Source organism: Shinella sp. NM-101 (assembly GCF_021401195.1).
Taxonomy (GTDB): domain Bacteria; phylum Pseudomonadota; class Alphaproteobacteria; order Rhizobiales; family Rhizobiaceae; genus Shinella.
The window spans coordinates 139,870-154,122 of the sequence record NZ_JACBFT010000004.1 but is presented as its reverse complement, the minus strand read 5'-3'; the positions used below and the strand labels follow the sequence as shown (position 1 = coordinate 154,122).

General features: G+C 68.8%; 6 protein-coding genes. 2 read left to right on the top strand and 4 right to left on the bottom strand.

Annotated elements, in window-relative coordinates:
- Positions 1-28: 28 nt before the first annotated feature.
- Genes L0976_RS10085 through L0976_RS10070 form a run of 4 tightly spaced genes read right to left on the bottom strand, consistent with a single transcriptional unit; the run spans position 29 to position 11,022 of the window.
- Complete coding sequence (locus L0976_RS10085; RefSeq protein WP_234187177.1) at positions 29-1,333, bottom strand: hypothetical protein; 1,305 nt, start codon at positions 1,331-1,333, stop codon at positions 29-31.
- Positions 1,330-1,923, bottom strand: coding sequence for an SCO family protein (locus L0976_RS10080; RefSeq protein ID WP_234187176.1), 594 nt, complete (start codon positions 1,921-1,923; stop codon positions 1,330-1,332). The genes L0976_RS10085 and L0976_RS10080 overlap by 4 nt, the downstream gene beginning before the upstream one ends.
- Positions 1,920-3,773, bottom strand: a complete 1,854-nt coding sequence (locus L0976_RS10075; protein ID WP_234187175.1) for a hypothetical protein — start codon at positions 3,771-3,773, stop codon at positions 1,920-1,922. Before L0976_RS10075 ends, L0976_RS10080 begins: the two co-directional genes overlap by 4 nt.
- Before the next feature lie 10 nt (positions 3,774-3,783).
- Positions 3,784-11,022, bottom strand: coding sequence for a hypothetical protein (locus tag L0976_RS10070; protein WP_234187174.1), 7,239 nt, complete (start codon positions 11,020-11,022; stop codon positions 3,784-3,786).
- Between the two features lie 260 nt (positions 11,023-11,282).
- On the opposite strand from L0976_RS10070, the gene L0976_RS10065 reads away from it, so the two are divergent.
- Positions 11,283-12,191, top strand: a complete 909-nt coding sequence (locus tag L0976_RS10065; RefSeq protein WP_234187173.1) for a serine protease — start codon at positions 11,283-11,285, stop codon at positions 12,189-12,191.
- Positions 12,181-14,223 carry a S8 family serine peptidase gene (locus L0976_RS10060; RefSeq protein ID WP_234187172.1) on the top strand — a complete coding sequence of 681 codons (2,043 nt, stop codon included), beginning with the start codon at positions 12,181-12,183 and terminating at the stop codon, positions 14,221-14,223. The genes L0976_RS10065 and L0976_RS10060 overlap by 11 nt, the downstream gene beginning before the upstream one ends.
- Positions 14,224-14,253: the final 30 nt, after the last annotated feature.

Genomic DNA, 14,253 nt, shown 5'->3' with positions numbered 1-14,253 from the left:
CGCCAAGGCGTGCGCGGGCACGGGCCGGTCAGCGCGGCTTCGTCTCGATGAAGGGAACGAAGGCCGTGCCGTTCAGGGTGTCGGCGGCATAGTCCAGTTGGCGTTCGGGATCGGAAACCGCGTCCACGGCGGCCACGAGGCCCGTCCGGTCGAGGTTCCGCCCGGCGCTCTTCAATGCGGAAACGAGGAGGCGGGCGGCTGCCGCGGCGTGGACATCCACGAGATTTGCCTTCTTGTCGCGGGAAACGAGCAGGGCTTCGGGCGAGGCGAGGACCAGATGGTGACGGCCGGCCTCCGCGGATGAGAGCAGCTCGCCCGCAAGTCCGTAGATGCGCAAGCCGTCCGGCAGGCCGTGAAGGACCCGCCGCGCCACCTGCCGGTCCGGGCAAAGCAGCAGCACATCGCCCGACGCCTTTGCGGAGAGCGGCAGGGCCGACAGCGTGTAGCGGACGCTCGTCGCGGCGTATCGGCGCGCAAAGCTCTCCGCCTGCCCGCCGCATCCCGGCGCGTCGATGGCGGTCATGGCCGTCACCTTGTCGGATGCCAAGCGGGCGGCGATGGCGGCAAGGGCATCCTGCCGGTCCGCCATCAGCCCGCGCACCACCGTCGCGTCCTCGCCGCCGGCGAGCGGGAAGAGCGGAAAGAGAACGGGGACCTGCCGGTCGGTGAACGCCGCGACGTCGAGCCGCGCGGACGGCGCAAGACCGACGACGGCGACCGCATCTTCCGCCCCTTCGAGGATCGCCGCCGTGTCCCCGGCAAGAAGCGTGACGCCGACCGTCCGCCCGTGAACCGGCCTGCCGCCCAGAAGATCGTCCAGCGCCGCCCTGAGCGCGTCCGCATAGCGGCGGGCGGTGGCGGCGTTGTCGGGCGGAACGGCGACGGCAAGGGTCACGGCGCGCGGATGGACGCCGCGCCGTTGCAGCCCGGCGAGCCCCTCGAGATAGGCCGCAAGGCTGGCGAATGTTGCATCGTCCATCGCATAGCGCGGCATGAGGCTGGCAAGGACGCGCCCGTCCGGTGCGCGTCCCTCCGCCAGGGCGCGCTTCAGGCTGGCGGTGTCATAGGCCGGGCGGGCAAGGGTGGCGTGGAAGAGGTCGCTTCCTCGGATCGGCGGGGCCGCGCCCTCGCGGCCGCCTGCACCATTGCGCCCATGGCAGGCGCGGCAGGCGAACCGCGTCGCCGGTAGCGCCGCGGCGCCCCCCATCGAGACGGTCGCCGTCGCCGCGCCCACGCCGTTATAGAGATCGCGGCCGGCATCCGGCCGGTCGCTGCCGGCGGCAGCCGCCGTCCAGAGCAGGAGCAGCAGGCCGGCAAGGGCGGGCCCTTTCAACGGCCATATCCGTCGAGCGCCGCGATGATGCCGGAAACGGTCCCGTCGTTGACCGGCATGCGGCGGAAGTCCTTCCGCCTTCCGTCCCCGACGATGAAGACGAGCTCGTGCAGCTCGATGTCGGCCGTTCGCGCGTTGGCCTGCCGCAGCACCTTGTCGATGTCGCCCGGCCGCCCGGTCGTCCAGAGCCAGCGCTCGCTCGGCGCCCATTCGCGCGCCGCGCCGGCCAGGATGTCCGGTGTGTCGACCGTCGGGTTTATCGTTATGGACACGAGACGGACGGGCCGCTCCACCTGCGGCGCGACGGTCCTGTCCAGCTCCTGCATGATCGCGTTGCCGACCCCGCAGATGGACTGGCAGGACGTGTAGTTGAACGTCACCACGAGGAGATCGTCGCCGGCAAGCTCGCTGACCAGCGCCGCGTCGTGTCCGTGCTGGTCGGTCAGGCGCACGTCGGGAAGGTCCACCGGCTCCTGCGCCATCGTGGCGGCCTGCCGGGCAGGCAGGACGCGGCCGGCAACGATCGCCGCCGATGCCGCAAGGCCGAGGAACACCGCAAGGGGAAGGGCGACGGAGACGATTCTGTTCATGGCGACACCTGTGCGAGCGCCGGCTCCCGCAGCTCGAAGGCCTGCGGTATGTCGACCGGGCTGATCGAGAAGAGGCCGGGATGGGGAAAGCGGATCTCGGCTTCGAGGCGGTTGTCCCGGCCGCGCCGCGCATCCACCGGCATCGTCCAGGACGATTGCAGGCTGGAGACCAGGAAGCGGGCGCCCGCGACGGCGATCTCCCGGCCCTCGCCGTCGCGCAACTCGAAATCGACGGTTTCCGGCCGGCCGGCGCTGTAGGTCCCGTCGCGCGGGAACGCCTTCAGGGTGAAGACCCGGTCGTTGCGCGCGCCGTCGCCCTCCACGTCGAAGCGGATGCATGTGGTGAGGCCGCCGACGCCGGTGGTGACGATCAGCTCGTGCTCGCCGCCGGCCTCCAGGCGCGCGACGGTTTCGAAGCGGCCGGGCGCGATCTCGGCAAGGCTCCTGTCGATAACGCCGATGGAGAGCGGCACGCCGCTGCTGAGGCGGACATAGTCTTCCGGCGGCACGTTGCCGATGGCCATCGCATCATGGAGGATGAGGCCGATGGCGCCGCCCCGGTCGACGACCAGCGCGCGGGACGCATCGAGCGGCGCGATGCGCGTGCCGGCGCCGCCGGCCTGCGGCTGGCCGCGGGCAAGGCCGACGATGCGCGGTGCAGGGCGATCCTTCCGCCCGAGCGCCGCTGTCTCGAAAATCGCGACCGCCCCGCCGTCCTCGCTGAGAATGTAGAGATTGCTCCCGACGAACGCGGCCTCCGCTACGGCTATCCGCTCCTGCAGGTGGCCGGCCTCGACCAGCCGGGAGGCGGCGAGGTCGACGACGACGAAGAGCGGCTCGCCCGGGCTGTAGGCCACGGCAAGGCGACCGTCCTCGCTGACCGCAAGGCGGGTCGCATCGATGCCGATGGGGATGCGGAGCGGTGCGCCCGGATCGTCCGTATAGCGGATGTCCATGGCCTTCCTGCCGGACGGCAGCACGACGACGGTTCCGTTGCCGATGAAACGGGCATCGGCAACGGGCGGTCCCGCCGCGCTCCAGACGATGGCGGGCGCCAGGTCGTCGATCAGGACAAGCCGGCCGTCGCCGGAATAGGCGCCGACAAGGCCGGCAAGGCCGGTCTCGCGCAGGAACAGCCGGTTCTCCGCCGCGCCCGGTCCGCCCGCAAGCGCAAGGCGGGTGCCGACCGTGCCGTCCGGCTTGACTTCCACGAAAGTGTCGCGGCCGGCCTCCGCGATCCAGAGATTGCCCGCCGCGCTCGCCCTGACATCCGTCGGGGCGGCGAGGTCGCCGGCAACAAGCCGCCGCTCGCCCGTCAGGAGATCGACTGCCTCGATCCGTCCCTCGCCGGTCAGGACCGCAAGCGCGCGCAGGCCCGCCCGGTCGAAGGCGATCGCATCCGGCAGGCGCTCGAAGGTCGCGGCGGCGATCATGTTCGCCCCGCTCTGGTCGAGCCGGCGATCCACGACGCCGAAGCTCGCATCGTCGTTGAGAACGCCGATCAATTCGCCGTTGAGGTCCATGACGCCGCGCGGCGTGCCGCGCGTCGCCCTGAGCGCGCGGGCCGTGTCGGTGCAGGAGGTATTGTCCGCCGCCACGGGGCGGATCCAGGCAGCCGGCCTGAGGCCTGTCGGCTGCTGGCCGGTCTTCGCATCGGAGATCTTCAGCGCGAGCCGGAACGGCTCCCGGCTTCGCGGTGTGCGCAGCGCCTCCCCCGCACGGTCGCGCACCGTCATCTCCACCACCAGCCCGCTGTCGGCCGGCTGGCCGGTCGCCGGCAGGGCCGCCGCCAGCACCGCGGCAACGCCCGGCCAAAGCACCGATCCCCGTTTCGAGACGCCTGTCACCATCCTCGTCACCTCACGGCGCACGGGCGCAGGAGGTCCTGGCGGGATCGTCGAGGTCCTTCTCGGTGGCGACGACATCGACCAGTCCCCACAGGCCACCTGCCTGCAGATAGGTCGGCCCGTCGTGGAAGAGATAGCAGCCGACCACGGCCTTGCGCGTCAGCGACGCGGTGATCGCCTTGCCGGGCGCGACCAGCGCCGAGCGCGGGAAACCGAAGCCCGGGAAGAGGTCGTTGTAGTTCTGGCCGATCATCGCGAAGGCATGCTGGCGCGCGCGCCCGCCCGGATGCACCACATGCACGACGATCTCCTCGCCCGCCACCACCTTCAGCACGGGCGGCGCGCCTCTCCCGCCGATCTCGGCCTGCTTGAGGCGGAAGAACTCGGCGGGGAACCGGTAGGCGTTGAGGTCGGTGTGCCGCTCGGCCTGCGGGAGCCCGGCATTGTCCGGTTCCTTGCGCAGGCGGATGTGGAAGGGGCTGGCGCGATAGCTGACGCCCTGGTCGCCGAAGTCGTAGGTGTCGTCGCAAATCCGGCAGTCGCTGACAAGCCGCGGGCGCCTGCCGTCGCGCGCCGCGAAGGTATCGGCGGTGGAGCGGTCGCGCAGGTTCAGGCCGTCCTGCCAGAACAGCGTGAAGGACCGTATGTCATGCACGCCCCCTTGCGGGTCCCTGGTGGAGATGCGCAAGGCGCCGAACGGGTCCACGCGGCCGGTCCGGCCGACGACCGGCCGCGTGACCAGGACCTTGCAGTCCTGGCCGCGGCTGGACGGTGTCGCATCGTCGCAAAGATCGCGCTCGAAGGTCAGGCGGCCGATCTCGCTGCGGGTCTCGCCGCCGACCGCCGCGCCCGCGGGCAGGACATCCACCGCGCCGACCAGCCCGTGCGTCGGATGGCCGATGACGTCGCCCATGCTCTTGAGGGGCAGCGCACCATAGGCATAGGGCATGAAATTGATCTTCTCGCTGAGGCTGAGCCGCGCATAGGCCCTCCACAGGCGATCGACCGCCGGCCGGGCGGGGGCATTTGCCGGCGCAAGGTCCGCAAGGTCGGCCACGCTGTCGTCGCTGAGCGTCACGCTCACCTTGTAGCGGCGCCCAGCGAAGACGAAGGCGCCTCCGTCGGCAGGGTCGATGCCGCTCAGCCTGGCGACGGTACGGCCCGGCAAGGCGCCAGCCAGCGCCGCATTCAGCGCGGTGACGAAATCCTCGGCATGGTTCTCGTCGGACGTGACGGTCGTCAGGTCCTCGTTGGACTTCGCCGCCGCCCGGCCGGCATAGAACGAGATCTGCTCGATCTGCGCCGTCCGGCTGGTGCCGGTGCCGGCCTCGTCCATGGTCAGCGTCGTGCCGCCGGCGGCAAGTCCGGCAAGCGCGCCCGTCGCATTGACGCCGAACGGCCGGGCGATCGCATTGGTATAGCTCAGGGTCGGCAGCGGCAGCATCAGGGCAAGGCGCGAGGACGGCCGGACATTCGCGCCGTCTTCGTACTTGAAATGCCAGGGGCCGAGTTCCTCCTCCGTGTTGCGGGTCGCCCATTCGGGCTCGGTGTTGAGGGCGGTGATGGCCGGCATCCGCGCATCGCCGAGATCGTCTATCAGGCCCTTGACGCCCGTATGGTCGCGCAGCGCGTTGATGACCGTCAGCACGACGCAATCGCCGGCCTTGACGGGCAGGACGAGCGGTTCGGGATGCGCATAGGCGGCCCTGACGGCCTTCACCACCGTCTCCAGCCTGATGTTCCGCCAGGCATCGGGGCTTTCGAGATAGTCGGGCCAGGCGATACCGGCCGGCTTGCGGTTGGCGACCGCCATCGGATCGACCTGCGCCAGGAACAGGCCGTTCCGGTCGTAGAGGCCCTCGCCATAGGCGACGCCCGTATCGCCGACCGAGGCGTCCGGGCCGAAGACGGTCCGCGTCTCGATGGCCACCACGGCGGCATGGACCACCGGCGCCTCGTAGCGGCAGGCCGCCGGCTGGGTGTTGGCGAAGGCGCCCGCCCGTTCTGCCTCGACACCTTCCGGGAACCTGTTCTTCGCGGAATCGCCGAGCTTGCGCTTCAGCGCTTCCGCCTTTGCCTGCACCTGCGCGATGCCGGCGATCTCCTTGCTGGCCCTGGGATAGGTTCGCAGCAGGCTCCAGGCGCCGTTCCACAGCGCGTCCTGCGAGCCGAAATGCTGCAACGTGTCGGAGGGAAGGTCGGCGGCGTTCGCCAATGGGTCCGTCGCTCCGAAGCGCTCCGTGTTGACGTCGTTGCGATAGGTGCCGCTGAACTCGAAATGCTCGGAGATCCCGACTTCCTGTGCGCTGACGCGGCCCTCGCGGTTGAAGCAGGACGCCATGCCCTGTTCGGCCGCTTCCCAGAAATCGACCGAATCGGGCAGGCCCGCCGCACCGTTGCGCAGCCAGTAGAAATATTCGTCCGCATGGCCGGCATCGATCAGCCGCATCGCGTTGCCGCCGGCAAGGAAGGTCGCGTCGTCGCATTTCTGCGTCAGCGTCGCGCGCGGCGCGGTCTCGCCATGCGGCCAGGCGGCGGAGGGGAAGCGCTGGTCGATGTTGCGCGGCCAGGTGTAGCCTTCGAGGGTGAACGTGTGCTGGACCTCCTGCGCGCCCTGGATGAGCCTGAACAGCACATGGTCGCCGGTCATCGTCTTCATGATGTGGGTGGCGGGGTCGTTGTGATAGGCCGAGAGGAAGACATTGGCGAGGTCCCCCTCGCCCCCCTTCTTCTGCACGGCGATGCTGCAGGAATCGCTGCCCGAAATGCCCGCTTCGAGCTTTCCGACCCATTTCTCGGGCGTATCGTCCTTGAACTGGCATTTTCGCGCGGTGTCCGTGCCGATGCGCAGCGGGATGGGCTCGCCGCGATAGTTCACGAGATAGGGGTCGTGGTGATCGACCGAGATGCTCTCCGGCCGCTTCACGGCCGCGACCGGCCGGGCCATCACGCCGCTGCTATCATTGCCCGCCGCCTTCTGGCGGTAGGCGGTCAGATAGGCGCGCAGACCATCCACGTCCGTAGCCGTGATCAGGCCGGGGAAGAGGTCCTCGGAATGGGACTGCGTGTCGCGCGGCATGGCGGCGGCAAGCCAGGCCGGCGAAACGTTGCCCGGCACGGCGAAGACCGCGTCCTTTTCCTGCTTCAGACCCGAGCCGCAATATTCGTTCATGTTGCCGGTCTGGCCGAGAAGGGCGTATTTCGCCTCGCAATAGAGCGTCGCCATGCCCTTCGCGAGCTTCGGCTCCTCCAGCGCGGCCTCTGGCGTGGTGCTGTCGGACTTCCTGTCGGGGAAGGCGGCAAGCAGCGTCTCCTTCGCCATCGTGTCGCTCGGGTCGTAGAGCGTCGCGAAATCGGCGATGGCGAGGGCGAATTCCCGGCTGGACACGTCGTCCAGCGTGTCGAAGTCGACGACGATCTTGTCCCTGCCGACATCGATCGGCCCGGCATTGATCAGCCGGCGGTCGATGCGCGGGCTGGTGCAGTCCTTGCCGTCGACCTCGCAGGTCTGCGACCCCTGCGGCTCGATCAGCAGCGCCGTGTAGAAGCCGTGCTGCTGGATCGAGGAGGGGCCGAAGTGATCGTGGCTGAAGACGGTGCGAAGGGTGCGGTCGACGAAGTCGTTATCCTTGTTGGCGCTGCTTCCGTCCGCCTTCGTGCCGCCGTCGCCCTTCCGGCGGACGGGCGAGAGCAGCGGATCGGCGAACCAGCGCTGGGTCGTCGTCTGGAACAGGCGGCGCTGGTTGCCCTCCTCCATGGAAAGCCGCCAGATCTCCTGCCTGTCCACCACCCAATGGGGGGGCTTGCCGGCCGCAGCCTCGTTCCGGCACAACCCCGGATATTCGCGCAGGCGCGGCACGGCGGCATCGCCTTGCGGATAGGTCGCCATGCCCGCGTTCTTGGCGGCGCAGATGCGGCTTGCGATCTCGTCCGGCGCGAAGGTGCCGTCCTCGTAGTTGAAGCCGTTGCCCGAACCGTCGGACGAGGTCACGTCGAACTTCACGAGATGGATGTGCTGGCCGATCGTGTCCGTCGGCGTCTTGACCTGGAAATCGTCGAGCGCCAGTTCCTTCGGCAGTTCGTTCGTGTGCCGGAACTCGATGCATTCGCCGGAAAGCGCCCGGAAGAAGAACGGCTGCTCGCTGGCGCTGATCAGCGGCGAAATGCGCTTCTCGCCGATCTCGCCCTTGTAGAGGTGCGAGCGTTCGGTCAGCACGTTGATGCGCGCCTGCGGATCGTGCCAGCCGGCCCTGTTCGTCACCATGTCCAGTTGCACGGCGGATGCCTTGTAGCGGCGGAAGCCGATCACGGCGGGATCGGTCGTCAGGCCCGCCTCGCCGGTGAAGGGATCGACCTCGCTCACCGTGACGAGGTCGCCGCCGGCAAGCGCGGTCGGCCGCTGGTCGTCGTCGAGATAGTAGAGGGTCGGCCGCTTGGCGATCCTGTCGTCCGACCGGCGCCACTTGACCCAGTTGGAGACCTCCTCGTCGCGGGCCGCCACGGGCGTCGCGCCCGCCGGCATCTGGTCCACCGGGCCGGGGGTGAAATAGAGCGGCCGGTCCTCGAACGTGTATCTGGCCGGCGCGCTTCCCGCGCCCGGAACGCGCACCAGCATCCGGTAGCTGTCCGGCGCCGCGCAGGGATCGGCAAAGGGCGCGCCCGGCTTGGCCTTGCCGCCGTTGACGGCAAAGAGCATGCCGCCGCTGGCCGCCGCGCGCGCATAGCCGCCGCGCGTCATGTCATATTCGGCCGTGGACCCGTCCGCCAGGAGAAGATCGAGGCCGGCCCCGTTGTGGTGGAAGGCCATCGCTGCCTTTTCCAGCGCCGTCCCGTCATAGGGCAGGAGCTTGAGCGGCGCCTTCTCCAGATGCATGGTCAGGTTGCCGAGCGCCAGCATCTTGGCGACGAGCTGCGTCTGGCGGGCTTCGCGCTTGCGCAGCGCCGCATTGGTCTCGGCGCTGGCAAGGTCGGTCACCGCGTCGGGCGCATAGGCATCGAGAAAGCCCTCCGGCACCACGACGCCGGGCTTGCGCTCCGCCGCGTCGAGCACGATGTGGCGCGGCAGGCCGCCGTCGAGATATTCGCCTTCCGGCACGCCGTCGCCGGCCGTGGCCCTGGCGATGTCGAGCGGCGCCTGCGCCGGGCGATGGCCGGGCTTGCCGCCGATATAGTAGGGATAGCCGGGAAACGCGCGGGTCTCAGTGACCTCGGGCGTTTTGCCCTCGTCGACTTCGGCGACCGTCGTCTCGCCGCTATAGGTCGGCAGCAGCGGCCAGGCCTCGCCCGGCAGGGGCACGAGCGCGGGCGTCGGCGTTCCCACGGAATAGAAGGGGGCGCCCGCCGCGGGATTGATCCACGCGCCGCTCGCGCTCACCGAGCCCGGTCGCTTGCGGGCGCGGGTGTCCTTGCTCATCTCGGCAAGCGAAAGCCCGGCCTCCCGCTGCCCGTCCGGCAGCTTGCGGGTGCCGTCCTCCAGCGCGTCGTGCACGCGCCAGAGCTCCCACATCCCTTGGGCGAAATGCGGGTAGAGGTGGCAGTGGAAGATGGAATCGCCCACCGTGCGGTTGCGGTTGCCGGAGCCGAGCGTCTCGTACCAGCCCTTCTCGCCCGCCGCGCCCCGGCGATAGATCTGCATGCCGCCGCCATAGATGTCGTAGGTGAAGCCCTGCTGCGGCGCGACCGTCTGGGAATCGAGATAGGTCCCCCGGTTCGCATCGTTGCCCGAGAACCATTGATGGGCATGGAGATGGAAGACGTGCGTCTCCTTCGGGCCGGCGTGGAAGTTGCGGAAGACGATCGGGTCGTTCAGGTAGGAATGGTGGACGTTCGAGGGATCGTCGCTGAACTGCTCGAGCAGCGCCGGGTCGCCGTTGGCCCAGGAGGTGAGGAAGAACTCCTCGTAGAGGCATTCGGCGCAATTGGCGGCCGGGCCGATGCCCTTGCGGTTGGCGAGCAGCGCCGCCCCCATGCCGCTGGAGCCGTAATTGATGGCAAAGCCGTCGCGAACGCCGGCAAGCTGGCCTTCGCCGAACTTGCCGAGCTCCGAGAAGTTGCGCGTGTAGAAGGCCTTGAGCTCGTCATGGAAGAAGACCGAGAACTCGCGGAAGCTCTGCGGGCGGCCGTCGAGGCGCGTTGCGGGATCGCGCTCGACGATGGCGTTGAGGTCGGAATGGACGATTTCGAGGAGCCCGTCGCCCACCCGCTTCGCCATCGCCAGGATCGGCACCCCGCCGACGCCGTCCGGCAGGCCCGCGAACGTGTCGCGCATCTGCCGAACCGCATGGCGCGGCGTGGATTTCGCGCCCCACAGGTCCCGGAAGGCCTTGGCGGTGATCTGGCTGCGGTACCAGGCCGAGCCCTTCGGCTCGCCGATCACCGCGCCGAAGAGCCCGTGGGTGATCGATCCGCCGTCGCCTTCCCCGCCCGCGGGCGCCGCGGTGCTGGAGAGGAAATAGGTGCCCTCGTCATCGATCCTGTAGGTGCAGACCGCAAAGGCGCCGGGCGCCATGCCGCGCTGGCCGAGGCAGGTCCGGTCGTCCGCCTCCACGCCGCTCGGCACGAGCGTCAGCCCCTGGATCGCCATGGACATTAGCCTCGTCGCCGGCGCGTCGGTGTCCGGTTCCTGCCCCGCCTTTGCGTCCGGGCGCCTTCCGGCGGTGTCCGTGCTGCAATCCGCCTCCTTGTGCGCGGCGCGGTCGGCAGGCCCTTCCGAAACCCAGGACCGGATCGCGCCCAGCAATTCCCACATCCGGCCCGTCGCCGGCTCCGCCTTCGCCGACCGGCAGAAATCCTCGGAGTAACGCGGCTGGCTGTCGCGCAGCAGGTTCTGGACGCGGATGCGCAGGACGTCGCCGGCATTGGCGCGCAGCACCATCGGCCGCGGGCGCTTGCAGTCCTTCAGCCGCACGGCGCCGGGCGTGAGGGATGCGGCTGCGCTATAGGTTTCCGTCCCGTCCGTCTGCCCGCAGGCGTCCGCGTCGTATTTCTCCGGGCCTTCCGCCGTCGGCACGACGTCGCGCCGGAGGGCGAAGATCATGCCGAACGGGTTGAAGGAGCCGAAACGGTTGTAAACCAGCGTCTGGTCGAGGGCGACGACATCCGCGCAGACGGTGCGGCTTTCGCCGATGGAAGAGCACCAGCCTGTGCCCTCCCCCTTCGTCTCGCCGCCTTTTCCCGCTGCCTGCGCGCAGGCCGCGCTGCCGATGAGGACGGTCGCCACGCTTGCAGCAAGGAAAACGAATGCACGAGACATGGGCAGCCTCCTCGAGAACGAACGTTCTCCAGTTTCAGAGCGGCATGTACTGCTATGCTATTTCCGATAGATGGATGCATTGAAGATTAAGACGCCCGCATTGTCAACGACAAGTCGACGATGGATGCACTTATAAAAGTATGATAGAAGTGCTGATACGACTTACACTTCAAGGAGGCATGAAAAGAAGGTCTGCGCCGGCGCCGATTTCTATAAGGAGGGGTTTCATTTTGAAACGGCAGGCTAATTCCAAGTTAATCATGGCCCTGGTTCTCTTGGCCTCCTTCGCCTTTCTGGCGCGGCCCGGCGAAACGCAGGAGATCGATTCCACGCCTTACGGCCTTCCCTTCGAGGAAGGCATCGAGCCGAAAACCGTCTGCGGCCCGAGAAACGACCTCCAGGACGTCGAGCTCTACGACGGCAGCCTCGGGGTGACGCAGGATTACGTGGCGGCAAACGAGGGCTCCACGGTCCAGTTCCAGTGGAAGCCGGAACGGGCGATCCGGCGCGAATTGCCCGGCTACACGCCCGGCACGATCGGCGGGCGTCGATGGTGCACCGGCACGCTGATCTCCGACCGGATGGTCCTCACCGCCGGCCATTGCTTCGAGACCCAGCGCGGCGGCGCCTCCGGCTGGACGACGCCCTATTTCCGCGAGCGCGACGGGGAGCACCGCATCGTCTACGCCTCCGACCAGCAGCTCGCCAGGCTGCAGCTCGTCCATTTCGGCTATCAGGTGAACCCGCAGACCCATGTCGCGCGGGTCGCGCGCAGCTTTTCCATCGAGCGGGTGGTCGAGCGGGTCTACACGGAGCGCGGGATCGATTTCGCGCTCGTCGAGCTCGCGCCGGACGCGGACGGAAAATATCCCGGCGCCTTCGTCGCCCCTGCCGCGCTCGCCTCCCGCCCGGCGGTGGCCGGGGAGAGGCTCGTCATCATCCAGCATCCGCAGGGCGAGCCGAAGAAGATCGGCGTCGGGACGGCCGGCGCCCCGGGCGAGCCGTTCATCTTCTACGACGACATCGATACGCTCGGCGCCTCGTCGGGGGCGGGAGTGCGCGACGAACACGGCGACATCCTCGGCGTGCACATCCGGGGCGGCTGCGAGACCTCGGCCAACAGCGCGGTCTCGATCATCGCGATCGAAGGAGCCTCCAATGTCCTCTAGGTCCCCGCGCCTTTGCGCTCTCCTCGCCTGCCTGCTCGCCGCGGCGGGCGGCGGGGCGGCATCCGGCGAGGAGGCGCCGCCGGCCTATGCCTCGCGGGCCGTCGACGGCATGACGCCCGAGCTCAAGGAACTCATCGCGCAGAATTTCGAACCGACCTACATCACCGTGCAAAGCCCCGGCGTGACGCTCGAAAGCCTCCTTGCCGAAACCTGCGGCGAGCAGCCGCGGGCGGTGGCGGAGGCGCTCGCCGCCGAGGCGCTGAAGCTGAACCGCCTGCAAGCGCTGGACGAGGGCCTCGTCCCGGGCGAGACGGTCGCCATTCCGAGCTGCGTGAAGCTGGAGCGCCGTATCGAGTTGGAGGTGCGCGAGGGCGACACGATCGAAAGCCTGCTGCGCGAGCATACGGGCGTCTACGGCAACGTCACGCTGCGCAAGACGTTCGAGCTCAACCGCGGCAGGAGCGGGGCGCGCAGCCCGGATGCATTCTTCCGCAAGCTCGCCGTCGGCCAGAAGATCACGCTGCCCTATGCGGCCGAGCCGCAGATCTTCGTGCCCCGCACGGCGGGTACGGATTTCCGGCAGATCGTGCAGGAGAATTCCACGCCGCAGGTCGCGGCCGTCGCCGAACAGGTGACGACGCCCGAGGCAAGGCCGCGCAACGAGGGGGACTATCTCCTGGTCGAGTCCGTGCAGATTGCCTCGGCCGACGGCCAGACGCCCTGCTCGGGATCGGAGGACATGCCCGAGCCGATCGACATGGCCGCCCTCAAGGCGGTGTTCGACGAGGAGGCGCGCCTGCGCGCCCTGTCGGGCGGCACGGTCGAGCCGACGAATATCGGCATCATCGACACCGGCCTTTCGGAACCGGAGGACGATTTCTTCACGCTCGACGTGCTCCTTGTCCGTCAGGAGGAGATGGACGGCGAGGACGGTAAGGACGACCTGCCGAAGAACGGCGCCGTCGACGACGTCTTCGGCGTCAATCTCAACAGCTCTCCCCTGACCGGCGATGTCAGGCCCTTCGGTCCGGAACGGCCCGCCTGGCAGTTCCACGGCACGCGCATGGCCTCGCTGCTGCTCGGCGGTCCCGATATCGTCGCGCGCTGGGGCGGCACGCGCCCGCCGATCAAGCTGCGCATCGTCAATTTCGCCTCTTCGCAATTGAGCGGCGGCATGGTGTCCCCGCTCAACCTGCCGACGGCCATCGACCAGTTGCAGCGCGACCGGGTCGCCATCGTCAACATCAGCCTGGCCGGCAAGCAGGACCATGCCGGCGTGAAGCGCTACTTCGCCGACAAGACCGAGATGCTGTTCGTCGTCGCGGCCGGCAACAGGCAGGGCGGCGGGCCGGGGCAGAACCTCGTCTCCGCCCGGCAATATCCCGCCCGCTACGGCGGTTTCAGCGCGCAGAACGTGATCACGGTCGCCGCCCATGGCCTTTCCGGCCGGAAAGCGCCGTTCTCGCACTATGCCCGCGAATATGTGGACCTTGCCGCGCCCGGCTGCGGCGTCGCGACGCGCGACGGCGACGGCACCGTCGTTGCCGATTCCGGCTCCTCGCCGGCGACCGCGCTGGTCTCCTTCACGGCGGGCCTCGTGCATTCCCTCGGGCTGGAGAGCCCCAAGGACATCAAGATGCGCATCCTCGCCGCCGTCGACACCGACCCGCAACTGGAGGGAGCATCCTGGAACGACGGCCGGCTGAACGCCGTGAAGGCCGTGAGCCTGAGACGCGACCTCGTCGAGACGGTGGACAAGGCGCTGCATTTCGGCAGGATAGCCGACCGCGACGCGCTCTGGGCGCTGTGCGACGACAATGCCGTCGATTTCTCCGGCGAATACGAGATCCTCAAGGTCGTGCCCAACATCCGGACGCCTTCCGGCCTCAAGGTGGACTACTTCATCGAGTCTGATGGCGTGGTGGGCGCGCAAAGATGCACCCAGCGCGACACGACGGACCGCGTGCTGACGATCGACGGCAACGAGATCCGCCTCTCCGATGTCCGCGACGTCGTCTTCCGGTCGCTGTGAACGGCGCGCTTTTCGGCCCGTATCGCCCCC